The organism is Cysteiniphilum sp. (assembly GCF_057495195.1).
In genome coordinates this window covers 23,238-49,176 of the sequence record NZ_JBXTEF010000094.1, presented here as the reverse complement: position 1 = coordinate 49,176, position 25,939 = coordinate 23,238, and the positions used below count along the sequence as shown (strand labels likewise).

The following is a 25,939-nucleotide window of genomic DNA, read 5'->3' as shown; positions in this document are numbered from 1 at the left end:
CCCCTTGAAGCATTAGAAAATATAAGAAATACCGACTTGGAAAGTGTTGACGGATAGTACTTTCGAGTTTGAGAAAAGGTGATCATATTCCAGATTTAAACCAATACCATTGGTAAATAGATAACCGACCTCAGCACCAATACGCGGAGCAATACTATTGCCGATGCTGTTTGTCGCTTGCCCAACCGGTGTTGACTGACTGTTTTTAACATAAGCAACCCCTGCCTTGCCAGTCACATTAAAGCCAGATTGGAATAGATATTTAGCTCTAAGCATCGCATTTATATTCCAACTTTTATAATCTACTGAATCTTTTGAGACTTTACCATCATAGTTAAAGCCAAGCTCAAAACCAGCTAAGAAACCTTTGGTGAAATGCCAATCATAACCAAGCTTTAATCCGCCTGAGGCTGAGTTGCCTTTGCTGCCAATATTGGACATCCCAACTGTGGCACCCATAAAGAATCCGGCAAACTCATAAGGCAATATTCGTGGTGAAGGTGGTACTTTGCTATAGTTAAACTGATCAGGGAAAGTTAAATCATAAATAAGCTTCTTTGTGCGCGGATTATAGATCTTTACATGCGTTGATGGCTGGTTAATGACAACATAGCCTTGATCCCATGAAATAATCGGTGCATCACCATCACCTAGCTGATCAACCAGAATCAACGGCATATTATGGTTTGTCACTGTTGGTGGGAATTTAATATAGGTTTTACCTTGATCGACAAAGCCCAACATCGGTTTATAGGTCGAATCTGAGGAGACCGTTTTGACATCAAAATTAAAGTTTGTCGAAGGCAGAGAGACATCATCCGCCAACGCCGCGCCCAAGCACGAAGTCACCAATAGTGAAGTAACAATGCTTTTTTTCCACATAATAAGATAGCTTCCATATCGCATGATTTTCTAGAGTATAGACACAATAGATAATGAGCTCAAACGGATTATGCAGAATTTCTGGATTATTTGGTTTTATAAATTTGTTTTAATAGGCTTAAGCAGTACAGTGACGCAAGACCAATAATCACATAAGCGATTTTTTGCCAGTTTGGTGAACTATGAAAAATGCTAGTAATAATATTGAAGTTAAAAACTGATGAAGTAAACCAGTTAAAGCCGCCGATAATCGTCAGTAGCATCAGTAATGTGTTTAAAAAGCGCATAATATCTCCTTGTGGCGTTTATTAATAAAAACAAATAGGCTTTTGTTTTGAAAACTAACCTGTTTGCGATTTTAATTTAATTGATATATAAAAAACAGTGCTTCATTGCTTTAGTTATAGAAGTTTATTACGAATCCGCCTTCAATCTTGCAAACAGATCATGCTCATTAGCAGCAAAAATCTCAACGTTTACGAACAAACCTTTGGCAATACCTTTGTGATCATTAATATCTTCAATAATGACAACACCATCAACTTCTGGTGCATCGTATTGTGTGCGTGCTAATGCAATATTCTCATCATGACGAATCTCATCGATAATGACTTTCTGAATAGTTCCAACATGACGTTGCAACCGTTTAGCACTGATTTTTGATTGCACTGTCATAAAGCGTTCAAGGCGCTGTTGTTTAACCTCTTCTGGAACTAAATCAGGTAAATCATTAGCTTTAGCACCTTCAACCTCAGAGTAGGTAAAGCAACCCACGCGATCAAGCTCAGCTTCTTCTAAGAAGTCTAATAGCGTCATAAAATCTTCTTCGGTTTCTCCTGGAAAGCCGACGATAAATGTACTGCGAATGGTAAGCTCAGGACAAATTGCACGCCAACGTTTAATTGCCTCAAGCGTGTTTGTCGCATTTGCAGGACGCTTCATCAGTTTTAAAATGCGTGGTGAGGCATGTTGAAAAGGAATATCCAAATAGGGTGCGATTTTACCTTCAGCCATTAGCGAAATCACTTTATCAACATGTGGATAAGGATAGACATAATGCATGCGAATCCAAACACCTAAGGTTGATAAGGCGCGCGCTAAATCAATAAAACGACTTTGGTACGTCTCATCATTCCACTTGGCTTCGGCATATTTGATATCAACACCATAAGCACTAGTATCTTGTGAGATGACCAAAAGCTCTTTGACGCCTGCGTTAACAAGGCGTTTTGCTTCAAGCATGACATCATCAAGCTTTCGTGAGCTTAGCTTACCGCGAATATCGGGTATAATGCAGAAAGTGCAGCTATTATTACACCCTTCAGAGATTTTAAGATAAGCATAGTGCCTTGGTGTCAACTTGATGCCCTGAGCAGGGACCAGTGAAGTAAAGGCATGATGTTCAATCGGTAGATTATCATGCACGGCTTTGACAAGGTTCTCATAATCTTGAGGACCTGAAATACCCAAAACATTGGGATACTTCTCACGAATCATGTCTGATTTCTTGCCCAAACAGCCAGTCACCAAGACTTTGCCATTTTCATCAAGAGCCTCACCTATTGCCTCAAGCGACTCTTCAATAGCCGAGTTTAGAAAACCGCAGGTATTTACAACGACTAAATCGGCATGGCTATAATCAGCAGCAATCTCATAACCGTCAGTTTTTAATTTTGTAATAATACGTTCAGAATCTACTAAATTTTTAGGGCAGCCTAAGCTGACAAAGCCAATTTTTGGCATGGTTACTTGCATATAAATACCTTGAGCTTAATTTTATCTGCGGTATTGTAACTGGAATGGATTTTGATCAAAACAAATATTTTTAAAATATTTTGTATCAATCTCGGCATAGAGTAATTGCTCTCCCATTTCGATGCGCTGTGCAAGTTGTCCATTGTGATCAATAACCATACTATTGCCATGAAAAAGCAAATCTGCATCCTCATGAATGCCACTTTGATTGGCGGCAAGAATCATACTACTGTTTTCAAGTGCACGTGCTTTAAGAAGTGTCATCCAAGCATGTGCGCCCATATCTTGAGTAAACGCCGCGCTCACTGCGAATATATCGGCACCTTGTTTCTTCAAATAGCGAAAGACCTCGGGTAAAAACAAATCATAAGTGGAAATTAAACCAATATTGGCAAATGGCGTTTTAATCACTTTAACCATTTCACCATACTCTTGATCTTGTAGTAAGCTATGCGTCCATTGAAAGGCACAAGGCAAGGTGGGGGCTAAGTGATAATAGACTTCATATAAATCACCAGAACTATTATAAACGACACTTGCTAAGTAGTATTTTTCTTTGCTGTATTCCGATACAATGGGGATGCCGCTAGCGATAATCCAAATATTATTATCATGACTTAATTTCTGTAAATAATCTTGAATACGTCCTTCGCCTAGAATCTCTTTATTGATTTCATAGTCTGATGAGTTCATTGACAACAGTGCACAGCGATCAGGAAAGATAATCAGTTTAGCATCACTATCAGCTGCGCGCTCAATCATCCGTTTCAAGCAAAGCAAGTTAACGCCAACTGCCATACATGCATTAATTTGAGCGATTGCAATCTTTGTCATCATATCCCTGCTGTCCTTAAAGCTATGGGGTTAGTATATAACTCAATCAAGCAACAATAAAGCAGTAGTTAAGCACGCATTAAGATATTTTTTTGTAAAAAAGCAAAAAAGATAAAAAAGGAGGTTGCGTATTTTGATATGCTGCTATACTAAGGATAGGTAAGGTGTTAGCTGCGCTGGAAGCATAGGGCTAACAGGCGGCGCAGGGCCATGCGGCTAACCAACAATAGGAGGATGCGCTATGACTACGTCAATCGATCAATTGTTTACCAAGCAACAACGCATTCATTTCGACAGTTGCTGCCAGTATTTTGAATTAGCTTTGTCTTATTTCGGCTATAACGTACAAGCGCAATGCTGCATTGATGACAAGAAAAAAGTTGTCCTTTATGCGGTGAATGTCTTTTATCAAGGCCAACAACGTCAAGTGTTTACCGCATTGACACTTGATGAATTCTACAAAAAAATGGAGTTAGTATATCAGTTATACATGTATGCTAAAGATCATCAAACGGATCTTGATGAAGCGCTTGATTACTACCTTGACGAATATCAACAGTTTATTGCGGTTCAAGGCGAAATCGATGATTTGCTTAACTGGCAAGATTTCATTGATGAAGAGCTTGGAAAAACCAATAGCTATAGTTACGATATGGTATTAAGTAGTGAGAACAGAACGCTGCATTAGAGCGTTGGTAATACATTAAATAACGTTAATATTTCAAGCAGGATCATCGCGCCAGCGATTAGTAAAATAATCCCAAGATAAGTTTTACTTAGGAGGTGGTTTTTATTTTGACGCGCACGAATAATCCAGGTCATTGCGGCAGGCAATCCAATTAACAAAATAGCAACAAAAATGCTGGCGTAGCCTAGTGCAATAATGAAACCCTGAGGATAAAAAACAGCAAATAAAAATGGAGGCAAGAACGTAATCACGAAAACAGCTATTTTATTGATATGTGTTGGTCGTTGTAACCGATATGTATCACGGTTAAAATCAAACAGTCCCAAAGTGACACCCAAAAAGGAGGTGGTTATTGCAACTGATTCAAATAGATAGGCAAAGCTACCTATATGTGTACTGTGGTAGCTGCCAACAATACCTGCCGAGGTATTGCCACTTTGAATGATGCTTTGGAAGCTTTCAGCACCATAGATAGGAATCGATCCAAGTGTGCATAATACCCATATAAGATAAATGACTAAGGGAATAAAACTGCCAAAAATAATGGCTTTACGTAAAGTTGCGCGATCAGAATTAACATAACTGCGCAGTGTTGGAATGATATGATGAAAACCAAAGGAGGTGATTAAAATCGGGAATGTAATCCAGATAAAATTAAATGAACGTGTTTCAACCTCAAGCAAAGTCTGCTGAATGCTTGGCACGATCGCAACAACAAAGGCAAAGAATGCCAGAAATTTAATAAGCATTAATGCCTTATTGGCATGATCAACGGCGCGTGTGCCAATGTAGACAAAAAAACCAAGAATCAAAATAAAAAGCGCACTATTTACTGCATTAGGTAAATATAGTCCTACTCTATTTAAACCACTGGCAACGAGATTGCCTCCACCTGCACTATAAGCTGCTGTTAATGAATAAAGTAATAATAGGTATGAAACCCATGTAATAAGTTGTCCTGTTTTGCCTAAAGTTGCATGTGCCATACGGCTAAAGTTCGTGCCATTTGGCATGGCAAGATTAACTTCAGCTAACAGCAAAGCGGTGAGCATCATAACAAACCAAACAACGATCAAGAGCAAACTTGCTAACCAAAAGCCACAAGCAGCAACTGTAGCAGGAATGGCAAGCATCCCCGCACCAACACTTGTGCCAGTGATGATCATAGCAGAGCCAAATCCGCGTGAAGATAACGACATAATTATTTCTAATGGATAATCTAAGGTTCAGGCATTGTAACGATGAATCAAAGCTTCAGCAATGTTGTTAGTCATTGATTAATGGTTTCGTTGTTTAAGGGTAACCATATTGCTTACAATTACACGCCTACACTCACTGTACTAGTAATTGAACAGCTTAAATTAGCGTTTGCATCACTTTGTGCAGTGCAATTAATCGGAAAGGATATTGTAGAGGTTCTTTTGCTATTAGCATTATTAGTGTTAGTCAACTGAACATATAAATTGGCAATGTAATATTTACTACCACTTGGCTGACCGGAGATTGTTTGGGGTGTGTAGCTGATATTAGTAATCGTTGACTTATCAGTAATTGTTACAGGCAGACTAAATGTTTGGCTACAATCACTAAAGCTGCTTGAAGTGCAAAATGAAATGCGGTTATAGGTTGATAAATTATAACTAATCTTAATGCTATTGCTGCTTGATGCTTCATTAAATGGGGAAATTCCATCGGCATTATTATTGATGTTAGCAATGGTATAAGTATAGCTTTCCTGTTGTGGGCTAAATTGTAATAGTGGGTTGCTTGTTGAAGTAGATGGGTAATAACCACCAGAGTAATTGTTATAAGGGTTGTTATAATTGGATGAGCTACTACTCGTACTGTCATTATTTTGATTTTTTGTTTGCGCAGCATCATCTGCAGATTTATCTTTATTGTCTTGTGTGCTTGGTTGTTGTTGCTTTTGTTGATCTTTATATCGATTTTTATACCCTTCCGGCATTGGTGCGCCGCCAGGTAAGAAGATTGGACTATTCATCGCTTCACGATCCATTGGTGAATCAGTTTTCTCCACTTTTTTGGGGGTGTTTGGCACATCTTTTTGCCTTGTCTTTTGCAATGCTTGCACCTCACTCATCAGGTGGTTAAGCGTTTGTTGGTTTTGCATAAGTAAATCTTTAAGCAAAGGTTTAACCGACAAGGGATCATTCTTATCTAACGACTTGGATGGATTAGCGTTAGCAAATACACCATGGCTAGCCACTAAGCTCAGCAATAAGATTAAATGTTTTCTATTCATAGCAGCAATGCAGCAGATTTAAATTACATATGATTGTATAAGAAAAACACCACAGGTTAAAGTTTTGATGCAGATACACTTGTAAATAATAATGCAAACGACGAAACATAAATACTCTCGGTAAAAGGGTTGTCCACTTTTTTGATAAACTTTTTAACGCATAGCATTTGCTGCTTATGCAATGCAATCAAAGGTTTAAGTTGCTTTATTTGCGCCGCGGTAAGATTTAAATTTTGTTTCAACGTATGAATATATTGCATTAATTTATCCATTACTTGCTGAAAGTTTTCTGTCGTAATTTGAGGTGTGAGCGTATCGTTCAAGATAATATTGCGTGAAAAATGTTTGCCTATCATCAATATGTGGCGCAATAACTCATCGATGTGATTTAATGTTTTGATTTGCTCTAGTTCATTAAATTGAAGTGCATGTGCTTTAAGTTTAGCAATACCAAGAAAGCTTTCACTTAGATCAAGGGAGTCTTGATAATTACGACCTTCAGCAATCGTTTGTAAGGCATAATCCAAGTCACTTGATAAACATTCTTGCAACGCATCAAACTCAAAACTCTGATACAAAACAGTTAGCAATGGATGGTCACGACGATCCTTTAAATCGGTTAAAGCCTGTTGCCACCATTGCAGTTTTTGCAGACTAGGATAGGGTTCTGAGTATAGCTCTGATGCCTTAAGCCATTGATATTTTAACTGATCCAAGGCATAAAGAACTTTTGTCTTATCTTCCGAGCAATGGCGATAAGCATAATAATAAATAGACCCTGCTTCTGGGGTGTTTTCGCTTAGACAAGCGTAGAGATAATCCACTGGCGTAATTGCTCCAAGTTTGAAATTTTTAAATCATAGTCATTGTCATTCATCGCATTTGCTTCATAACCATAATCAGCAAAAATGCGATAACAATGTGCGTGTTTGGCAGCTAACATATCTGGTTTGGTATCGCCGATATAAGCTGAATACTGTGGCATTTTATCAAGCGTTTTAAGTGCATGTATGATTGGCATAGGATGCGGCTTTTTATAAGATAAATCATCCGCGCAAATCACGATCTTAGCATTCTGATATTGTGGTACTTTAGCAATTACAGCTTCAGTTAGTTTACGCGTCTTACTGGTAACAATTCCCCAGTTAATCCGTTGCTCATGTAAAGTATTCATTAATTCATGCGCACCAATAAAGGGGTGCGTCATATCTGCTGCATGCTGTTGATAATGCATAAACGCATTATGCTTTAAGGTATTCAATTGCTCACGAGTAAGCTGGTTATTAATTTTTTTTAATAGAAACTCAACACCGCGACCGGCGTGCTGCCTTAGCATGTCAGCATTAAAGTCAATCTCTAGATTACGATAGATAAAGGCATGCTTAATCGCATCAAAAATGCCATCTGATGAGTCGAGTAAGGTGCCATCAAGATCAAATAACAACAAATCAAGTGGGTATTTAGGACTCTTTGGTAAATGCGGCGATGTAGTTAACATCAGCATTACCTCCTAAAGATAGGTTTTTAGTTAATGGGTTATAATGTACACCTTTGATTTTAGTGGCTCGAAGTCCATATTTCCTGGCAGTATTAATCAGCTCCAGTGGTTTAATATACTTGCTATATTCATGCGTGCCTTTAGGGATAAGCCCCATGACATATTCCGCCATGACAATGGATAACGCAAAAGATTTTAGATTGCGATTTAACGTCGAGAAAAACACCCAACCACCCGTTTTACAGAGCTCTGCACATGAGCGAATCACACTCTCAGGGTCAGGCACATGTTCAAGCATTTCCATGCAGGTGACAATATCAAAGCTTTGCGGCTCCTCTTGTGCTAGATTTTCAACTGAGTCTTTTAAATAGCGAATGGTAAGCTTTGACTCTAACAGATGAAGCTTAGCAACACTCAAAGAGGCTTCAGCAAGATCCAAACCCGTAACGTTTGCATTTTTCTGAGCCATTGCTTCTGTCAAAATGCCACCGCCACAACCAATATCAGCAATATTTAATTGCGCCAAGTCGCCTGCACATTCTTCAATAAACTGCACACGCAAGGGATTGACTTGATGTAATGTGCGAAACTCACCATCCTCACACCACCATTGGTGCGCTAATGCACTAAATTTATTAATTTCAGCTTGATCAACATTCATGATAATTTATTGCTTCTAGGTTGCTGTGTTAGAACTTACGTCATCATAACAAACCGCGCTATTGTTGCGATATAAAAAATTACCAAATCACCAAATAGCTTACAGCGAGGAAATTAGCTATGTAGATGATAAAACATAAAGTGGGCTTCAATTGCCCCTCACCCGCGCAGCTCACGCTGCACGACCTCTCCCGCATGGGGGAGAGGTAATCGTTTCTGCAACTTAATTTTTCGATTATTAGTATATATGAAATGTTCAGCTGATCGCTCGAAAAATAAATTATTAGCGCTATACTGGGAAAACGACACAAGTAACGGTAACTGGCAGCGGCAAGGATGACGGATTTTGAAAACATTTGAAAAACTCAAAAAATCAAAAAAAGCCAAAAAAAACAAAGAGGCTAGCAAAGTCACTAAACTCATTGGCAAAAGAATATTTTGGCGTGTGTTGATCAGTACTATTATTTTGCTTACCCTCGCATCTTTAACCGTTTTTGTTTTGTCATTTTATCCTTTTTATCAACAAACACAGCGCACCATTAATCACTATTATGAAGAAGTATTGGATGGATATAAAACTGAAATTCAACTGTCTTTATCAGAGGCACGAAGCGTTGCATTACAAGTAAGTAGTCGAACACAAGCGGCATGGCTTACCGAGGAAATCGAGCGTAAATACCAATATGGTGATGCCATTATCGATGAGGTGAATGCCTTAAGACAAATTTTGGCATCCGCCCTTGTCTCAAGTGCTGCTTTACAATCTATACAGCGTTTTGAAAGTAATGGACATTTATTGGTTGAAGTGGGTACCAAACAACATCAACGATTTGATAAAAAAGCGCTTACGTTTGTCATTGAAAATGGCGGGCTTACTGCAATTTTGACCAGTCCAATCTACACACAGATTGGACAAGATAGAAAGATTATAGGTTATGATCGACTCTATTTTGACTTAAGTAAGCTACTGAATAAGTTTGAGTCTGAAAATCTGACACAGAAGCGTGATTTTTACTGGTTTATCAAGATTGGTGGCTCATGGCAGGCAGTAAGCTCAGGCTTTGCCAACAACCTCACAACATTGCCAAGCGAAGTATTAACACAATTAAAAACACAAGAACATTCCAATCTCTTGATTCAAGATAAAAAATACTATTTTGAACGCATTAATGGACAACAAGTACTAGCGTTGGGTGTCAACAAAAAAACAGTTGCCTCAAATGTCTGGCGAAATTTGTCACATATTCCACTAACAATTCTTGGGTTTGTTATCATTTTTATCTTATTGCTATACCTTTTGTTACGCCCGATGCTCAATAAAGTCATCGTTGAGAACAGCAGATTTTATCAGTTATTGAACGAGGATGAGCATACTGCATTGCCAAGTCGCAGATACTTTGAGACCGAGTTTGAGAAAATTCTTATAGACGAAACAACTAGCAATAAGAAGGTTGCCCTATTGCATATTGATATCGATCATTTTAAAAACATCAATGATAGCTTTGGCTACTATTTCGGGAATATTGTATTGCGTGAGATTGCCACACGTTTAAAGTCCAGTGTGCGCAAAAGTGACTTTGTTGCGCGCATTGGCGGTGATGAGTTTGTTGTTGTGCTTAAAGATATTCGCACACTCGATGACGTCAAATTGGTAATCAATCACTTGTTTTCAGTTGTTCACCAGTCAATTTTAGTCAATGATTACCCCATCAGTCTTAAGGCAAGTATAGGTGCAGCAATATCGCCAGAGCATGCGAGTGATCGTGAGACATTGATGCAATATACTGATATGGCAATCAGAGACTGTAAAAAAGCCGGTGGCAACAGTTATTGTATCTTTAATGAAAGTATGGGTGCACGTTATTTCCGTCAACTTGAATTGGGTAAGCACTTAGCTAATGCGATAAAAAACAATGAATTTTACCTTATGTTTCAACCCATCATTCATTTAAATGATAAACAACAAATGCATTTTGAAGTATTGCTTCGTTGGCATAATCGTTATTTGGGTGAGGTGTCACCAGGTGAATTCATCCCTGTTGCTGAAGAGCTTAAGCTTATTGTTGAGCTAGGTGCATGGGTGATTCGCCAAGCATTTTACCAACTTTATCAGTGGCATGAAGATGAAACAATCACTCACAAACCAAGCATTTCAATCAATCTCTCAGCCGTACAAATCAATAACCCTTCCGTTTTATTGGCATTCTTAGAGCACTTGATGGCGCAAATGCCTATCCCCAGTGAATATGTTACATTTGAAGTCACCGAAACGGTGATTATGGAAAATTTAGATAATACATCGAAAGTGCTAAATACCCTTAAAAATATGGGATTTAAAATATCCATCGATGATTTTGGTACGGGTTTTTGTTCGCTAAGTTATTTGATTCATGCACAGATTGATAACATTAAAATTGATAAAATCTTTATTGATGACATGTTAACCAATATCAATAGCAAGCTTATTGTCGAAAGCATTATCGATTTGAGTCAACGTTTAGGGAGTACTGTGGTTGCTGAAGGGGTTGAAACCATTGAGCAATATCAATTACTAAAGAAATTGCATTGTGACTATATTCAAGGCTACTATTTCAGCGTGCCATTGTCAGCCTATGATGCAACCCACTTTATCGAGCATAAACCGCATCATCAATTGTTTTAATTCTCACTTAGCAGTGCTATACCCATCGCAAAACATTTTGCGGTGTTTAGTTGCAAAGCAGTTTGTGAAGATTTTGTCAAGTTGAATTGTAGGGAATAGCTGAGACTATTGCCAAAATTCAACTTGGCAAAAGCACAGAAAATGCAAAGGAAAAAACTCTGTAAAATGCTTTGTGATGGGTATATGATAATTGCCTATATAAAAGCAGCTTTGGAAACCAGTAAATGGCAATCTCGCAGCAGGAATTAAAGCACATCCTCATGCTTTCAAAACTCAGTGCTACTCAAGAAGAGTTGGCACAGTTTGAATTTGATCTGAATAATATTTTTAATCTATTTGCTAATCTTAAATTAGTGGATACTCATGATATCAAACCCATGATCTCACCACTGCTAAGTCATTACCCAGCGCGTGAAGATGCGCCTCAAATGCAAAATCATACAGCAGACTTTGAGCGTATAGCACCTGAGTTTACTAACCAGCATTTCATTGTGCCCAAAGTCATTGAATAAGAGGAAGTTTCGTGAGTATTTTAAAAACATTGCGTCAAAAGCTTGATGACAAAAGTGTAAGTGCTGTTGAGTTAACAACAACGTATTTAAAAGACATAAAACATAAAAACAACTTATTAAACGCCTTTATATCAGTCAATGAAATCAGGGCTTTAGCGCATGCCAAAGAAATGGATGATTTAATCATCAAAGGCAAGGCAACACTGTTAACTGGAATCCCTATCGCACACAAAGATAATCTGTGTACTGATGTTATGACCACCACTTGTGGGTCAAAGATATTAAGCAATTATCAATCTCCTTTTAATGCCACAATAGTCGATAAGCTAAAAAATCAAGGCATGACACTGCTTGGTAAAACCAATATGGATGAGTTTGGTATGGGCTCAACCAATGAGCATAGTTTTTTTGGTGCTGCTAAAAACCCTTATGATTTGCATCATGTCCCAGGTGGTTCTTCTGGTGGTTCAGCCGCAGCAGTTGCCGCAGGGCTCACACCTTTTGCCACAGGCAGTGATACTGGCGGATCAGTAAGACAACCTGCTAGCTTCTGTGGTATTACAGGAATAAAGCCAAGCTATGGCACCTTGTCACGCTATGGTTTGGTAGCTTATGGCTCATCCTTTGATCAGGTTGGCGTATTGGCGCATTATGCGGAGGATTGTGCTTATTTATTGCAAGCGATGGCAGGCAAAGATGATAAAGATGGCACGAGTATCATAACTGATCCGAATTTCTTTACTAAATCATTACAGCAAGAAAATCTAACGAACCTGACCATTGGTATTGATGGGCAATTATTATCAAAGCTCTCAGCTGAAGCACAAGCACTATTTCAGGAATGTATTGCTATTTACCAAAAGCAAGGTGCGAAGATCAAAGACATTCAATTGCCGGATTTACAAGCGGCTGTGTCAAGCTATTATGTGTTGGCTCCTGCTGAAGCTGCCACGAACTTAGCACGCTTTGACGGGGTGCGTTACGGCTATCGCAGCGAGCATGCAAATACGTTAGATGAGCTGTATGTTAATAGTCGCACAGAAGGTTTTGGCGCCGAGGTCAAACGCCGCATTGTTATTGGTAACTATGTATTAGCCGCGAGTCAATACGATGCTTACTATCACAAAGCCCAACAGGTGCGTGCCAAATTAAAGCAAGATCTTGATATGATCTATCAAAATGTCGATATAATTTTACTGCCAACAGCTGCAACAACAGCACCCAAACTTGGTGCACAAAAAGATCCTGTAACAACTTATTTATCGGATATGTATACATTAATTGCTAATTTAACAGGGGCGCCTGCGATTTCATTTCCTATTGGACAGATTGGGCATATGCCATTTGGTGCGCAACTGATGACCAATAATTTCCAAGATCATTTATTATTGCAAGTAGCCTGTGCATTTCAACGTCAAACAGAGTTTCATTTACCACAGCAATTATTACAAGGAGTTGGTGTATGAGTTATGAAATGGTCATTGGGCTTGAGGTGCATGTTCAGCTTAAAACACAAGCCAAAATCTTCTCAAATGCGGCGACCCTTTATGGTCAAGAACCTAATTCACAGGTAAGCTTTCTTGATGTCGCCTTGCCAGGAACGCTGCCTGTTGTTAATAAGCAAGCAGTCGATATGGCAGTAATGTTTGGTCTAGCCGTTGATGCAACAATTTCAAAAAACAGCTTTTTTGCGCGCAAGAATTATTTTTATCCAGATTTACCCAAAGGCTATCAGATTAGTCAATCTAATAATCCAATTGTGCAAAATGGTCAGCTTGAGATTACAACAAATAAGGGTGTTAAAACCATTCGTATTGAGCGCGCCCATCTTGAGGAAGATGCGGGCAAATCAGTGCATGACTTTATTGGCGATCAAACTGGTTTAGATTATAACCGTGCTGGCACACCATTATTGGAAATTGTAACACATCCTGATTTTCGTAGTGCCGAGGAGGTGATCTGTTATCTTAAAGACCTTCATCAACTGGTGCAGCATCTTGGGATTTGCGATGGTAATATGCAAGAAGGATCATTTCGCTGTGATGTTAATTTATCGATTCGTAAACTAGGTGAGGATCTTGGAACAAGAGCCGAGCTTAAGAATATTAATTCTTTCCGCTTTATCGAAAGTGCCATTCATTATGAGTATCAGCGTCAAGTCAATGTCCTTGACAAAGGTGGCATAATCACGCAAGAAACAAGGCTTTATGATCCGGATAATAATGAAACGCGCAGTATGCGCAGCAAGGAAAATGCCTTTGATTATCGCTATTTCCCTGATCCTGATTTATTACCTATTATTTTATCTAATGAAGAAATTGAAAGCATACATTCACAGATGCCACTATTGCCAAAAGTGCGCCGTGAAACTTATGCTAAGACGCTTAATGCCGATGAGGTGAACTTTTTAATGGATAACCCGCTAGTTGCGGATTACTATGATGCATTGGCAAAAAGCATTCCGGCAAAAACCGCATATAACTGGGTTGCCGTTGAGTTGCAAGCAGTGGTTAATCGTGCACAAAGTACATTTGATGCCAGACGTGTCCCTGTTCATATATTACTTGAGCTTATTGCATGCGTTGATAAGGATGAGGTTTCTTTAAAATCCGCCAAGACTGTACTACAAAACTATTATGATCAACCGCAGGAAATACAAAGCATTATTGATCAGCTCGGTGTGCGCCAAAGCAATGATCTAGGGTTGGTTGAAAGTTTGGTTGACGAGATACTTGCGCAAAACCCACAACAAGTGCAAGATTATCGCGCTGGAAATAAGAAGCTTTTGAGCTTCTTTGTTGGACAAATCATGAAAAATAGCAAAGGCAAGGCAAATCCTAAGCAAGTGAATGAAATATTGAATAAGAAGTTGAATGGATAACGTCATTAAGGATATAAATGTGCGTATAAAACACTGGATACTATTAGTCTTAATCATCGTTTTATTTGTGGTATTGGTGCTATGATGCGTATTTTTTCTAAACTTACCTTAATTGTGATCTGTGTTGCATTAGGCGCTAGTGGCGCTTGGTTTTATCGGCATTACACTGCGAATGATAATGCAAAATTCTACCCAAGTATCTCCCAAGTCAAAACGATTAGCCAACTAGCGAGTCTGCGCTTAGAGCTTAGCCAAATGGAGCAGTTTGAAGATAAGGGTTGGTTGGTTGATACTCGAGCATCTTATTATATTTATGCTTCGGTTTTATTGGGTAGTAATCTTGAACATATGCAAATCAATATCGATAAAACACGCAAAATACTAACAATCAAACTACCTTTACCAACTGTGTTGAGTATTGAGATTAACCATCAACACTCACACTTGATTACCAAACAAGACTATACCTTTGGTGTCATTCCACGTTTAGGGGTGATCAATACCGATCCTAAAGATCAAGTGCCAGATAAAGCTTATTTGCTGGCACAGCAATCAATGCGTCAATTGGCAATGAGTGATCAATATATCGCGCAAGCACAAATGCAAGTTGCCAAGATATTACAAGAAATGTATCAACCATTTGACTGGAAAGTTAAAATCAAATGGTGCCAAGGTGAAGTATGTCCTTAAAACAAAAAACTCTAAAACGCCACATCATCAAAACATTTATCATTTATGTCATTTTATATGGCTTGATTGCCGCATTAAGCGCATGGATTCCTTTTATGGGCTTTGGTGTGTTGCTTGGTGGTATCTCAATTGTAATCGCAGCAATTATTGTAGCCACATTGCGTGTTATTGATCACTACCATGCTAAAGACTATAGGATTGGAATCAAAAAATTTGCTATTGCTATTGTGATCTTGGTGCTAATTGATGTTATATACACCCTGATTGTTACCATAAATTGGAGTTAATTTATAATGGACAAACAAACGATATTAATTACTGGCTGCTCACATGGCGGCATTGGTTACGCCACAGCGAAATACTTAAAAACACAAGGTTATCGTGTCTTTGCCTCTGCTAGGAAGCCTGAGGACGTTGAAAAACTCACTGCTGAAGGCTTTGAAACTTACTTAATTGATGTGTTAGATGATGCTCAGATAGATGCTGCATTGTCTGATATTCTGCAAAAAACAGGGGGTACATTAGATGTATTGTTTAATAATGCAGGTTTCTCACAAGCTGGTGCCTTAGAGGATATCCCCACAAAACATATCAAAGAGCAGTTTGATACTAACTTCTTTGCACTTCATAATCTCACATGCAAAGCGCTTAAAATTATGCGTAAGCAAGGTTATGGTAAGATTATTCAGCATGGCTCTGTCTTAGGGTTAGTATCACTTAAATATCGAGGGGCATATAATGCGAGTAAATATGCCATTGAAGGCTTAGTGGATACGATGCGTCAAGAATTAAGAGGTTCTAATATCCACATGACCATACTTAATACCGGACCAGTGACCAGTAGAATTCGAGAAAACTCGATGAAAACCGTTAAAAATATTGAGCTTAAAAACTCGGTGCATTTAAGTGATTATAAAAAACTGATGTCAGGTAATCATAAACCTGTACCATTTAACGAAGAAGCAATTTCTGTGGCCAAGGTTGTTGAGAAGGTTCTAAAAGCGAAAAATCCCGCACCACGTTATAGCATCACCAGGTTTACTAGTATTGCTAAACTCTTGAAATGGATGTTATCCAGTCGCGCACTTGAGCGCGTGTTAAGCAGATTTTAATAAAGGAATGCCATCGATGTCACCACAACGCGCTTTCTTGCTTAACTGCATACGTCACCCGAGTATTTTATATTTCTGTATTTTGCCGGTATATGTCCCTATTCGCGCTTTAGCAGAAAGCATCTCTAGCTTTAACCAAGTTTTTAAAGATGACTTTGAACGTTTATATTTCTTCTCGGATATGTTGATTATTGGCGCGATTTTAGGGCTCATTACTTGGCTTACCGTCATGCTAACAGAAAAGCTTGTTAAAGACGTCAAACAAAAATCAGACGCCTTAACAATGGTTGGATTTTTCTGTCCATTTTTATTGATGCTAACCACTTATATTTTACTCTCTGGACGTTTTGGCGGTGGTGTACTGTACATGACGATGGGGGTGCATTTCTTTTTACTATCGTATCTTGGTAATCAAGTTGTGTTACATACTAAACGTTATCAACTTGTCGCAGAAAACTCACTTTCCAATGAGATCAAAAACAACTTGATGTCATTTATCGTCAATACCCTTGGGATTATCGTCACCATTTTGTTTGTTAGCTTCTCTTTTTTCAATCTGCTGTTACCCTTTACCTTGGTAACTTCAATTTGTGGTGCTGTTTTTTACTATTTCCGTTTTGTGCGTAGCATTGAAAGTTTTAATATACAGGTATTTTTAAAATGCCTATTATCGTTTGCGATAGGTGCATTATTAGCGCTGTTGTGTGGTGCGTTAATGTATCGTTGGCATAATATCGCTGACGCACTTGTCATTATCATTATTGCTTTTCTAAGTGTTGCCATTGCGATCAAAACCAAGCCACGCTATGTCATGCTCTGTATCAATGGCGCAAGTCAATACAGCATTGTTATTTATGTGTTGATGTCATCGGTACTGTTGTTTTTATTCAACGACCAACTTTCACAGATCTATCAAGCAGTTTATCCGCTAGAGCCTGTATTTTCATTAATTGTTGTAATCATTGGATTGCGTCTTATTTTGCGCAAGAAAAGCCAAACAACTGATGCCACTATCCGCCAGAATATCTTTTTATTTGGCATGTTGATGTTGCCGCTATTGTGGTGCTTTTACACCATTGGTTCAGCCAATATAGCTTGGGTGTTACTTGCTGTTATTGTCTTTTTTATTATTTATGCGATTGTCGAATACGTCGTCATGTTTAACCTAAGACAAATCATTTTTACCAATCAATATTCAAACCAAACAAATACCCTCTTAAGCACCTATCTTAATATCTTATATCAAGGGTTTATTCCGGTGATTTACTTAAGCATTGCCTCATTGCTGCATCGTTGCTCAGTGATGGCTTTTAAAGAGGTGTTGTTGTCTAGCCTGCTTATTCTTGTGCTATTGGTGATCATATTTAATTTCATCACACAGCTCACGTTACGAAAGTGCTAATGCATACGTTGACAACACGCTTGATTTAGCCAGAATGAAATTGCTCTTAAAAATCTAAGGAATATTTATGAAAGAAGTTGTACAAACCAATAATGCACCTCAAGCAATAGGTCCTTATGTGCAAGCAGTTAAGATCAATGGCATACTCTATACCTCAGGACAAATTGCCTTAAATCCCAACGGCGAATTAGTTCAAGGTGATATCAAAGTGCAAGCAAAACAAGTCATGCAAAACTTAAAAGCCGTTGTCGAAGCCGCTGGTAGCAGCATGGATAAACTGATCAAGACCACTTGTTTTATTAAAAACATGGATGACTTTGCTGCTTTTAATGAGGTTTATGCATCATTTTTTCAAGGGATTATACCACCGGCACGCTCATGTGTTGAAGTCGCTCGCTTACCCAAAGATGTATTAATTGAAGTTGAGGCAATTGCTGAGGTTTAATCAATTGACTTTCTTTTTACTTCACTCAATCCATCTAATATTCAATTAAAGTTACTCATATCTAGAATGCATTACAATCAATATCACGTATTTATTACGCGTTACTTGCTATTTGTTATACTCTATACTGCCCATGGAAACATCAAGATAGGACCTAAATATGCCAAATATAACGCCACAACCAAAATCACTTGCCTTAAGTATTCTCTTAAGCTTAGGTGCTTTTAGCTATGCAATGAGTACCCCGCAGCCAATTGACTGTATTAGCGCCAACATCAACATTGATCAACCCGATGTAGCTGCATATTACAAAGCCGTTGAGATTCAATTTACCAACCACTGTGGTAAGCCTGTTAATCTCAAAAATGCGTTGGTACAGTTTAAAGCTAATAGCACAGTGCAAAATGTTTGGGGTACTTGGAATTTTGTAAACTCCGATTCAAACCCACCAAGTAACCATAATGACTTAGTGAGTTTCACCATTGCCAAAAACAAAGATGAAACCTTAAATATTAATCAATCATTTTCTGTTCAATTTGGATTGAACTTCCCATTAGCTGAATTAGCTAAAATCACTGACGCACAGATTTTTAGCAATGACGCTCCAGTAAGTGAAAATGGGAAAATAAGGTTTACCTTTAAATCCAACGCCCAACTTCAAGGTGCATCCAAAGTGACGCTTAGCCTTGCTGGAGAGCCGATCAGAACGCTAAATAATAGCAATTGGACAGCCGATCAAACCAGCTTAATTGATCATCTAGATTATGGTAACTATACCTTGAATGCCAACAAGATTGGCAATTGCACCGCCGTATTCTCACCAAGCAATGCTTTAACCATTAATAATGACAATATCAACTCGCTAAGTTTAAGTTATCAATGTACAACGCCTAGCGAACAAGGAAGCATCAAAGTTTCCCTACCGTCAGCTCCTTTAAGCGGCATTGGCAATCATACAACAGTAACGCTTACACACGATGGGCAAGCACAAACTAAAGTGCTTAACTGGAATAGTAGTTATACTTTTCAATCGCTAAGTTATGGTGATTACACATTACAATTTCAGTCTGTTAGCGATGGTAAAAACGTTGCCAATGCCACTGATCAATATGTTAGTATTAGCCAAAATCAGCAGCAGGTTAGCGTGACACCTCACTACCAAGTTTCGCCACTTGCTACAGTTATTACACCTTTTACGGTCACTAGCGATCATAAAACCACCTTAGCACTCACGCTAAAAGATAATAACTACAAAACCACATTCAATTTCACGCGTCAAATCTCATCAGGCAACTCCACACAAACCCTTGAGCTTCCTGCCAATGACAGTTTCACTTTGTCAGTTAATGCCGCAAGTGGTAGCGCTAGCGTTGATAAAACCCAGTTCAATACCTCTTCAGGCACCCAACAAAATGCCTTTAATGTCAATATTGTCAATCAACAGTCAAACTACGGGAAAATCACTTATCACGTTGGGTTCCCAGTGAGTGATTATGCGCACAGTGCAGAATCAATTGATCTTAGTGACTCTAAATTTGCACCACTGATATTATCTAATTATGTTGCGGGAGAGTTGCTAAATTATATGATAAAAGCACGTTATCCACAGTGGTCTATTGATAAGGACTATATCGCTGGATCTTTATTTGCACAACTTCTGCAGGAGAATATCAGTACTAGTAACTATCCCGGTGGATTGTTTATCAATAATGAAACAGCGCGAAAACAATTACTTAACGCAGGTCAAGGCGGACCATATCAACTCAATGACTACTCCAAACGCCTACCCAGCGTTGATGTTCCTGGATCCCTTGGACTCATTAACTATACAGTTCTACAGAAATCTTTAGGCTATAGCATTGCATCGCAAGACAATGGCGCGCAAACTGGCTCAACAGGACCTGAAACACTTGATAATATCTATTTTGGTCCACTTGCAGCGGCTTATTTTCATTTAAATGATATAAATCGCATTGAGGTCAATAACAGCACAACGTGGGGACCACAAGCACATAGCTGGAGAAAATGTGTACAAGCATTAAACGCCAATCAATTTGCCTATTTTGATATGGTTCTTAATGCGGCGTATAATGCAGGGACTTACTCCGATATTCTAGGCACGCTCATTGATCTTTGTGCGTATCCACAAGAATTAAGCCAGTATTTGCCCAACTTGGCAAACTTCAGCTTAAATGACAGCGCGTATATCAATGCTTTCCAACTACCTACGCTAGCAGATGACTACAAACCAAAAAGCCTACCACAGTGGTATAAAGGCACGACATTCATTCTTTATCCGCGACAAGTCCAATACTACATTGATCAACTAACTAACAGCAATCAAAAGTTGGCACAATATGGCTTGCAAGTTAACAACTCTTTCGCTTTTAGTATTGCACAATTACAAAAAGTCTTTGCGGAAAGTATGCACACATTAGCCTATGGTAAAACGGCGAGTGACTATCAATTTATCAATATTGACAGTGCTAATGCAGCATTTACAAAAAGCATAGAGCAGAATGGGGTATCAAGTGCCATGATTCTGAACTTAAACAACAGCAATGATCGCCAGCAAATGTATCAGCTGCTGCATGATGCTTTTGCCTCATTAGAGCAAACACTAGGGTTTAAGTTTAATGCCACAACTGAAGAAAACTTTAACCAAGTGTGATCATTCGCTCGCTACGTAATGACCTATAAAAAAGCATCTCGCCCCTTGTGGGATTGCTCGTGCAGCTTAAGCTGCGCGGGTGAGGGGGATTAAAGTACGGCTTACTCTTGATTCATGATTATGCATGCAGATTCGCCATTGAAATAATTTGCTTGCGTGCAAGCCATATGCCAAGGGTGACAATACAGCCAAGAATAAAACTTAATAAAAACAATATCTCCCAGCCGTAGCTTGCTTGAACATTACCCGCTAATGGTCCTACCAATACACGCCCCAATGAGTCGATCGAGCTTAATACTGCAAATTGTGTTGCGGAAAAGCTTTTATTTACAAGACTCATGATCATTGCAACTAATACGGCAGTGCCCATCGCGCCGACCATATATTCAACTGCGACAGAGATGACCATTAAATAATAATTCTTCCCTTCAAATGCTAGCCACATATACATCAAGTTTGCCGCTGCCATCATAAAGCTAAATACTAAAAACGTGCGAAACAAACCAAATCCTTTGGCTAACATGCCACCTAATACTAGACCAATGAAGGTAAATATTAAGGCATTGGTTTTATACGATACGGCAATCGTGACCTTATCAAAGCCAAGCTCGGCAAAGAAGACTGTATTAAGTGAAAATGCCAGTGCATCACTAAATTTGTAGAAAATAATAATCAACAGCACAACAACCGCTACAGCAAAGCTGCGACGGGTAAAGAAATCATAAAATGGCAGAATAACCGCATCGGCAAATGTTTTCGGGCGATTATCTACCGAGGCTTCTTTCGCTAAAAAAGTGCCGATCATTGCCACTGCAAAAAATGGAATCAATGCAAATATACCGGTTTGCCAATTGTTATCAAAGTATTTAACCATGATTAATAGAAAAGCACCCGTGACCATCATCGCCACACGATAGCCTAATACTGAGATAGAGCTACCTAATGCACGTTCATCTTCATCTAATACTTCTGTTTGGTAGGCATTAATCGCAATATCTTGAGTTGCCGAGAAAAAGCAAATTGCCAAGGCAATACCCGCGATAATTAATGGTGATTGTGCAGGTGAGAATTGACTCAGTAAAAACACACAGACAATTAATAATAATTGCATTAAGAAAATCCAACTTTTGCGTCTGCCAAGGAATTTAAGGTTTACCTGATCAATCACAGGCGACCATAGATACTTTACCGTATATGGCAACGCCACTAACGTTAGTAAACCAATATCTTTAATGCTAATTCCAGCTTCGTGATACCAATAGGTTAGTGATGATGCTGTAAGCATTAACGGCAATCCTGACGAGTAGCCTAAAATAAACATCACTAACATTTTCCGATTTTTAAATAAACCGGCAATACTGTCTATGGTTGCGGCTTTTAGTTGTTGTGAAAAGCTACTCATTCGTTATCCAGCCATTACTTAAAAGCCTTGTGTTATTTTGATTGTTAACAAACTTTGTTTGACCTTGCTTCAAAACTTCAAGTATAACGTTATATGTCAATATAGGTGAAAAATTAAGCCATTTTATATTCACAGTCATATCCTTTGCTTATTTTATTAAACAATATATCGAAGCCAGTCTGTAAAAGATACTTTTTAGGGGGTATTTCATAAGCGTCTTTAGGCTGACCGGAGTATGCAAGCGTTTTTATCGATTCAAGCAGTGCTTCAATCTTAATACATTTTGATAGACTAACCACTGTTCCAGCAGATAGCTTAGTACTTATCATGCTTGTTCTGGATGGAAATTCAGAGCACGGTCAGTCAATCGGCTCAGGGTTACCTGAAAGAACCGTCAACACCTTGATGGATTATAATGTTCCCCATATTATCGGCTAACATTCGAATTTCCAATAAATATTAAAAAAATTCATCATTAAAGTTATTATAAATAACAAATTACATTATTTTTAAATAATTATAAGCAATTATATTAAGCGATAGTTTGCACGGAAGTGTTAGCTATATTTTGTTGTACATAAAATTTGGAGGAATCAATGAAAAAAGTAATGTTAAGCGCTTTAGTTGTCTCTGGTTTAATGTCGTCATTTGTTTTTGCTGATGATATTCTTGCAGGCAATGAGGAGGTTGTAATCAATGTTCAAAATAATACGGGAACAATATTTAAGCTTTACAGAAAGAATGTTTCGCCGTGGAATGCTAAATGCAAGGTTCATTTAAAAGGGAATGAAAATAATTTTATTGAAGATGGCTATTCTTTGAAACCTAACCAGAAGGTCGAGCTTGTTGCTGATAAAGAGATGTCAAATCATGCAAAATATCAATGTGAATTTGATTTAAGAGGGGTAGACCATGAAGGTTATGAGGTTAATTATCAATTTATGATTATTAGTAAACGTGCTCAAAACCAATATCATCTTAGCTATGATTTTGATATTGATTCCGGATATCCTTATATTGCAACCCCTATAGCAGGTAAATCTGGTTCCAATGTAACGCTTTCAACTGAAGATAGATAAAGTTTGAAAATAAATATCCCTTATATCGCTATTAGTTCTTTCAATTTCACAGTCTGGCTCTAATTTCATACAATTCTGCTAAATTATTTTTTAGGAGTTACAGATGAAATTACGTTCTATTTTTTTAGTGTCAAGTTTGGTATTAAGTTCGGGTACAGTGTTTGGGCATGGTGCTTTGTCCTTTCCAGAGAGTAGACAATGGCTTTGTGCAAGCGCTAATGGTGCTGATTGGAATGGTAAAAGTGGAGTAGCAGTTTGTGATCCAAATTTGTTTCCACTTGAGGGTGATGCAGAAGATGGTGATCAAAGAACTACTTGGCATCGGGTTTATTCTGATTGGAGTGGTATTGCGCAAGGTGCCGCAGCTGGCTGGTCCGATGATGCTTCATATGCCGATGATCCAAGGGCGAAACATATCGCTATAATGGGAGGTGAAACAGCACCTATTTGTTCAGCAAATGTCCATAAGTTTAGAGCATTAGATGAAACATTATGGGCGCAAGACCAAGGGGATAATGTTTATCCTGTCAATATAAGCTCGGGTGATAATACATTCACTTATGCTGTAAGCGCGCCGCACAAAACATATGGCAAGGGCTATATTGATATTTATATTACCAAAGATAGCTGGAACCCAAATAAAGCGTTAACTTGGCAAGATTTGGAGCCAAAGCCAATTTGTCACCATGTACCGCCGACAGCTAATACGCCTTTGCAAGTTACATCCATACCTGGAGGCATTGGATATGAGGACTTCCGTTGCCCTATTCCAGAATCTAAATCAGGTCAACATATCTTGTATGCCGTGTGGCAAAGAGATGACAGTGCTGAAGCTTTTTATTCATGTTCAGATGTGGTCATTGATGCGAGCATACCTCCTGCTCCAGAAAAAAAATGGGAAGTAATAGGAAGTGAATCAGATGAGACAAGATTACCCAATCTCAATGTGTCCATTGATGATACACTATCTTTAGAGGTGTGTGTTGACGATATGCACAATCATTGTGCCGTGACTACATTTAAGCCAAACGAAGCAGTTTTGGCTCATAATTGGCAGCAAGAACTAGCCAAAATATTTAATTGTGATAATGATTATAAGCATGATGTACAGATAGGTATACTAAGTGCAGATGGTGAAAATGTCGAAACAACATCACCGTCAGGCTATTATGTATATCAATTAAAATCTTCATCAGTAAACTATCAATGGCGTATTCAACATCATGCGGTAACGCCAGAACCAATTGAAAGTGTGTGGACCCCACTTTTAGGTAATGAGGGTAGTGCTGTTTTTGGTGCTCAATCAGAAAGTAGTTATAAACTAAATGATCAGCTTAACTTTAGATTATGGCGCAGTGATATCTTTGATTCTGGGCGCTTAGGCGGTTACAAAGAAGCGATTGAAGTGCCAATGGTGATTGATAATTTAGCAACATGGAAGTCACAGTACATTACTAAATTAAATGATGAGTTGCAGGCATATGATATTGTGATTGGTGTCTTACAAGATGATGATACGGTTAAGCCGGTTGAAGGTGGCGTTAATATGGTTTATATCAATACGGAGATCGAGCAGAGTAATCATATTGAGTACACTTGGCTTTTGGAGAATAAAGGACAGGTCTCACCTGAGCCAACACCGGATTTGCCAGAATGGCCAAATGGTATTGGCAGTTATCAGATTGGCAGTAAAGTCATCAGAAATGGTGTAACCTATACCTGTACTGGGCATGAAGGATGGTGTAATCAAAATGCCTATGATCCAGCAGGAGTATTTGGCGATGGCACTTGGACTAAAGATTGATTAAATAAGATTTTAAATGTTTACATCTAAACTGCCTCAGTATTAGTTTCGCCGGTACGAATACGAATAACCTCCTCAAGATGGGTGATGGTGATTTTGCCGGCACCAATTTTATTTGCTTGATTTATTTTGATAATCCATTCGACAAAATCTTCTTTTTGCTCATCTTTGCAAATAACTTCTATTTTAATCTTTGGCAAAAAATCAACAGCATATTCAGCGCCTCGATAAAGCTCAGTATGACCCAGTTGACGTCCAAAGCCTTTAATTTCAGTGATAGTAATGCCCGTTGCACCAGCCCTTAATAGGGCTTCACGTGTGCGATCAAGTAAATGTGGTTTGATATAGGCTGTAATTAGCTTCATGCTCGAATTGATTTGTCAATTTAGCTGTCTATGCTACATTATGCACTATCTATTAGTAAAGCATTTAAGTGATTGAGCATGAAACTAAACAATAAAATAATCGATGATGTTGCCAGTAAGATTTCCAATGGCATTCCAAGTGGCTTAAAAACAGCGGCGAGTGAGTTTGAAAATAACTGCAAAAATGTTTTAAAAGCAAGCTTTGAAAAGTTGGATCTCGTCACGCGTGAGGAGTTTGATATCCAAAAAGAAGTGTTAGCAAAAACACGTTTAAAGCTTGAGGTGCTTGAGAAAAAAGTTGATGAGCTTATTGCTAAGCAAGGGAATAAGTAGC

Annotated in this window: 25 protein-coding genes; 14 read left to right on the top strand and 11 right to left on the bottom strand. The window is 38.5% G+C overall.

Annotation, left to right across the window (positions count from 1 at the left end; all coding sequences use genetic code 11):
• Positions 1 to 12: 12 nt before the first annotated feature.
• The 4 genes from ACY10D_RS08890 to ACY10D_RS08875 all read right to left on the bottom strand — a co-directional run bounded on the left by ACY10D_RS08890 (position 13) and on the right by ACY10D_RS08875 (position 3,474).
• Positions 13 to 882 (bottom strand): outer membrane protein, encoded by an 870-nt coding sequence (locus tag ACY10D_RS08890; protein ID WP_487000385.1) that lies wholly within the window; start codon positions 880 to 882, stop codon positions 13 to 15.
• Between the two features lie 86 nt (positions 883 to 968).
• The gene (locus tag ACY10D_RS08885) at positions 969 to 1,169 is read right to left on the bottom strand and encodes a DUF378 domain-containing protein (protein WP_487000384.1); all 201 of its coding nucleotides are present in this window, start codon (positions 1,167 to 1,169) and stop codon (positions 969 to 971) included.
• Between the two features lie 127 nt (positions 1,170 to 1,296).
• Positions 1,297 to 2,637, bottom strand: a complete 1,341-nt coding sequence (gene rimO / locus ACY10D_RS08880; protein ID WP_487000383.1) for a 30S ribosomal protein S12 methylthiotransferase RimO — start codon at positions 2,635 to 2,637, stop codon at positions 1,297 to 1,299.
• A 21-nt stretch (positions 2,638 to 2,658) separates the two neighbouring features.
• Positions 2,659 to 3,474 (bottom strand): carbon-nitrogen hydrolase family protein, encoded by an 816-nt coding sequence (locus ACY10D_RS08875; protein WP_487000382.1) that lies wholly within the window; start codon positions 3,472 to 3,474, stop codon positions 2,659 to 2,661.
• A 238-nt stretch (positions 3,475 to 3,712) separates the two neighbouring features.
• On the opposite strand from ACY10D_RS08875, the gene ACY10D_RS08870 reads away from it, so the two are divergent.
• Positions 3,713 to 4,159, top strand: a complete 447-nt coding sequence (locus ACY10D_RS08870; RefSeq protein ID WP_487000381.1) for a hypothetical protein — start codon at positions 3,713 to 3,715, stop codon at positions 4,157 to 4,159.
• Here ACY10D_RS08870 and ACY10D_RS08865 read toward each other — a convergent pair.
• The 5 genes from ACY10D_RS08865 to ubiG form a co-directional block, all read right to left on the bottom strand.
• Positions 4,156 to 5,358 (bottom strand): amino acid permease, encoded by a 1,203-nt coding sequence (locus ACY10D_RS08865; protein ID WP_487000380.1) that lies wholly within the window; start codon positions 5,356 to 5,358, stop codon positions 4,156 to 4,158. The two genes, ACY10D_RS08870 and ACY10D_RS08865, sit on opposite strands and share 4 nt — an antisense overlap.
• A gap of 119 nt (positions 5,359 to 5,477) precedes the next feature.
• Complete coding sequence (locus ACY10D_RS08860) at positions 5,478 to 6,422, bottom strand: hypothetical protein (RefSeq protein ID WP_487000379.1); 945 nt, start codon at positions 6,420 to 6,422, stop codon at positions 5,478 to 5,480.
• 56 nt (positions 6,423 to 6,478) lie between these two features.
• On the bottom strand, positions 6,479 to 7,246 hold the full coding sequence (locus ACY10D_RS08855) for a hypothetical protein (protein ID WP_487000378.1): 768 nt from the start codon (positions 7,244 to 7,246) through the stop codon (positions 6,479 to 6,481).
• Positions 7,222 to 7,920 (bottom strand): HAD family hydrolase, encoded by a 699-nt coding sequence (locus ACY10D_RS08850; protein ID WP_487000377.1) that lies wholly within the window; start codon positions 7,918 to 7,920, stop codon positions 7,222 to 7,224. Before ACY10D_RS08850 ends, ACY10D_RS08855 begins: the two co-directional genes overlap by 25 nt.
• Positions 7,883 to 8,584, bottom strand: a complete 702-nt coding sequence (gene ubiG, locus ACY10D_RS08845; protein WP_487000408.1) for a bifunctional 2-polyprenyl-6-hydroxyphenol methylase/3-demethylubiquinol 3-O-methyltransferase UbiG — start codon at positions 8,582 to 8,584, stop codon at positions 7,883 to 7,885. The genes ACY10D_RS08850 and ubiG overlap by 38 nt, the downstream gene beginning before the upstream one ends.
• A 342-nt stretch (positions 8,585 to 8,926) precedes the next feature.
• Between ubiG and ACY10D_RS08840 the strand changes: the two genes are divergently transcribed.
• The 10 genes from ACY10D_RS08840 (at position 8,927) to ACY10D_RS08795 (ending at position 20,955) form a co-directional block, all read left to right on the top strand.
• Complete coding sequence (locus tag ACY10D_RS08840) at positions 8,927 to 11,242, top strand: putative bifunctional diguanylate cyclase/phosphodiesterase (RefSeq protein ID WP_487000376.1); 2,316 nt, start codon at positions 8,927 to 8,929, stop codon at positions 11,240 to 11,242.
• 224 nt (positions 11,243 to 11,466) lie between these two features.
• Complete coding sequence (gene gatC, locus ACY10D_RS08835) at positions 11,467 to 11,754, top strand: Asp-tRNA(Asn)/Glu-tRNA(Gln) amidotransferase subunit GatC (protein WP_487000375.1); 288 nt, start codon at positions 11,467 to 11,469, stop codon at positions 11,752 to 11,754.
• An 11-nt stretch (positions 11,755 to 11,765) separates the two neighbouring features.
• A complete protein-coding gene (gene gatA, locus ACY10D_RS08830) occupies positions 11,766 to 13,220 on the top strand; it encodes an Asp-tRNA(Asn)/Glu-tRNA(Gln) amidotransferase subunit GatA (RefSeq protein ID WP_487000374.1) in 1,455 nt (484 codons plus the stop codon).
• Entirely contained in the window at positions 13,217 to 14,635 is a 1,419-nt protein-coding gene (gatB, locus tag ACY10D_RS08825; protein WP_487000373.1) for an Asp-tRNA(Asn)/Glu-tRNA(Gln) amidotransferase subunit GatB, read from the top strand. The genes gatA and gatB overlap by 4 nt, the downstream gene beginning before the upstream one ends.
• Before the next feature lie 84 nt (positions 14,636 to 14,719).
• Positions 14,720 to 15,325, top strand: a complete 606-nt coding sequence (locus ACY10D_RS08820) for a DUF4230 domain-containing protein (RefSeq protein WP_487000372.1) — start codon at positions 14,720 to 14,722, stop codon at positions 15,323 to 15,325.
• Entirely contained in the window at positions 15,316 to 15,612 is a 297-nt protein-coding gene (locus ACY10D_RS08815) for a hypothetical protein (protein WP_487000371.1), read from the top strand. The genes ACY10D_RS08820 and ACY10D_RS08815 overlap by 10 nt, the downstream gene beginning before the upstream one ends.
• Positions 15,613 to 15,618: 6 nt before the next feature.
• Positions 15,619 to 16,437: an SDR family NAD(P)-dependent oxidoreductase gene (locus tag ACY10D_RS08810; protein WP_487000370.1), complete on the top strand. Its 819-nt coding sequence runs from the start codon at positions 15,619 to 15,621 to the stop codon at positions 16,435 to 16,437.
• A gap of 16 nt (positions 16,438 to 16,453) precedes the next feature.
• On the top strand, positions 16,454 to 17,839 hold the full coding sequence (locus ACY10D_RS08805) for a hypothetical protein (protein WP_487000369.1): 1,386 nt from the start codon (positions 16,454 to 16,456) through the stop codon (positions 17,837 to 17,839).
• 67 nt (positions 17,840 to 17,906) lie between these two features.
• Complete coding sequence (locus ACY10D_RS08800; protein WP_487000368.1) at positions 17,907 to 18,284, top strand: RidA family protein; 378 nt, start codon at positions 17,907 to 17,909, stop codon at positions 18,282 to 18,284.
• 160 nt (positions 18,285 to 18,444) lie between these two features.
• The gene (locus ACY10D_RS08795; protein WP_487000367.1) at positions 18,445 to 20,955 is read left to right on the top strand and encodes a hypothetical protein; all 2,511 of its coding nucleotides are present in this window, start codon (positions 18,445 to 18,447) and stop codon (positions 20,953 to 20,955) included.
• Positions 20,956 to 21,073: 118 nt separating this feature from the next.
• On the opposite strand, the gene ACY10D_RS08790 is transcribed toward ACY10D_RS08795, so the two are convergent.
• Positions 21,074 to 22,357, bottom strand: coding sequence for an AmpG family muropeptide MFS transporter (locus ACY10D_RS08790; protein ID WP_487000366.1), 1,284 nt, complete (start codon positions 22,355 to 22,357; stop codon positions 21,074 to 21,076).
• Positions 22,358 to 22,953: 596 nt separating this feature from the next.
• Here ACY10D_RS08790 and ACY10D_RS08785 point away from each other — a divergent pair.
• Both ACY10D_RS08785 and ACY10D_RS08780 read left to right on the top strand, forming a co-directional pair.
• A complete protein-coding gene (locus ACY10D_RS08785) occupies positions 22,954 to 23,436 on the top strand; it encodes a hypothetical protein (protein ID WP_487000365.1) in 483 nt (160 codons plus the stop codon).
• Positions 23,437 to 23,539: 103 nt separating this feature from the next.
• Positions 23,540 to 25,240 carry a lytic polysaccharide monooxygenase gene (locus tag ACY10D_RS08780; RefSeq protein WP_487000364.1) on the top strand — a complete coding sequence of 567 codons (1,701 nt, stop codon included), beginning with the start codon at positions 23,540 to 23,542 and terminating at the stop codon, positions 25,238 to 25,240.
• Between the two features lie 26 nt (positions 25,241 to 25,266).
• Here the strand turns inward: ACY10D_RS08780 and ACY10D_RS08775 are convergent, their stop codons facing one another.
• Positions 25,267 to 25,605, bottom strand: coding sequence for a P-II family nitrogen regulator (locus ACY10D_RS08775; RefSeq protein ID WP_487000363.1), 339 nt, complete (start codon positions 25,603 to 25,605; stop codon positions 25,267 to 25,269).
• Positions 25,606 to 25,683: 78 nt separating this feature from the next.
• Between ACY10D_RS08775 and ACY10D_RS08770 the strand changes: the two genes are divergently transcribed.
• The gene (locus ACY10D_RS08770; RefSeq protein WP_487000362.1) at positions 25,684 to 25,938 is read left to right on the top strand and encodes an accessory factor UbiK family protein; all 255 of its coding nucleotides are present in this window, start codon (positions 25,684 to 25,686) and stop codon (positions 25,936 to 25,938) included.
• Position 25,939 lies beyond the last annotated feature (1 nt).

Excerpts from the sequence above, each read along its gene's own strand:
- rimO (WP_487000383.1), bottom strand. The coding sequence starts at position 2,637 with ATGCAAGTAACCATGCCAAAAATTGGCTTTGTCAGCTTAGGCTGCCCT.
- ACY10D_RS08780 (WP_487000364.1), top strand. The coding sequence starts at position 23,540 with ATGAAATTACGTTCTATTTTTTTAGTGTCAAGTTTGGTATTAAGTTCG.
- gatB (WP_487000373.1), top strand. The coding sequence starts at position 13,217 with ATGAGTTATGAAATGGTCATTGGGCTTGAGGTGCATGTTCAGCTTAAA.
- ACY10D_RS08860 (WP_487000379.1), bottom strand. The coding sequence starts at position 6,422 with ATGAATAGAAAACATTTAATCTTATTGCTGAGCTTAGTGGCTAGCCAT.
- ACY10D_RS08815 (WP_487000371.1), top strand. The coding sequence starts at position 15,316 with ATGTCCTTAAAACAAAAAACTCTAAAACGCCACATCATCAAAACATTT.
- ACY10D_RS08850 (WP_487000377.1), bottom strand. The coding sequence starts at position 7,920 with ATGTTAACTACATCGCCGCATTTACCAAAGAGTCCTAAATACCCACTT.
- ACY10D_RS08865 (WP_487000380.1), bottom strand. The coding sequence starts at position 5,358 with ATGTCGTTATCTTCACGCGGATTTGGCTCTGCTATGATCATCACTGGC.
- gatC (WP_487000375.1), top strand. The coding sequence starts at position 11,467 with ATGGCAATCTCGCAGCAGGAATTAAAGCACATCCTCATGCTTTCAAAA.
- ACY10D_RS08805 (WP_487000369.1), top strand. The coding sequence starts at position 16,454 with ATGTCACCACAACGCGCTTTCTTGCTTAACTGCATACGTCACCCGAGT.
- ACY10D_RS08775 (WP_487000363.1), bottom strand. The coding sequence starts at position 25,605 with ATGAAGCTAATTACAGCCTATATCAAACCACATTTACTTGATCGCACA.
- ACY10D_RS08820 (WP_487000372.1), top strand. The coding sequence starts at position 14,720 with ATGCGTATTTTTTCTAAACTTACCTTAATTGTGATCTGTGTTGCATTA.
- ACY10D_RS08785 (WP_487000365.1), top strand. The coding sequence starts at position 22,954 with ATGAAAAAAGTAATGTTAAGCGCTTTAGTTGTCTCTGGTTTAATGTCG.
- ACY10D_RS08810 (WP_487000370.1), top strand. The coding sequence starts at position 15,619 with ATGGACAAACAAACGATATTAATTACTGGCTGCTCACATGGCGGCATT.
- ACY10D_RS08885 (WP_487000384.1), bottom strand. The coding sequence starts at position 1,169 with ATGCGCTTTTTAAACACATTACTGATGCTACTGACGATTATCGGCGGC.
- ACY10D_RS08790 (WP_487000366.1), bottom strand. The coding sequence starts at position 22,357 with ATGAGTAGCTTTTCACAACAACTAAAAGCCGCAACCATAGACAGTATT.
- ACY10D_RS08870 (WP_487000381.1), top strand. The coding sequence starts at position 3,713 with ATGACTACGTCAATCGATCAATTGTTTACCAAGCAACAACGCATTCAT.
- ACY10D_RS08770 (WP_487000362.1), top strand. The coding sequence starts at position 25,684 with ATGAAACTAAACAATAAAATAATCGATGATGTTGCCAGTAAGATTTCC.
- ACY10D_RS08800 (WP_487000368.1), top strand. The coding sequence starts at position 17,907 with ATGAAAGAAGTTGTACAAACCAATAATGCACCTCAAGCAATAGGTCCT.
- ACY10D_RS08875 (WP_487000382.1), bottom strand. The coding sequence starts at position 3,474 with ATGATGACAAAGATTGCAATCGCTCAAATTAATGCATGTATGGCAGTT.
- ACY10D_RS08890 (WP_487000385.1), bottom strand. The coding sequence starts at position 882 with ATGTGGAAAAAAAGCATTGTTACTTCACTATTGGTGACTTCGTGCTTG.
- ACY10D_RS08795 (WP_487000367.1), top strand. The coding sequence starts at position 18,445 with ATGCCAAATATAACGCCACAACCAAAATCACTTGCCTTAAGTATTCTC.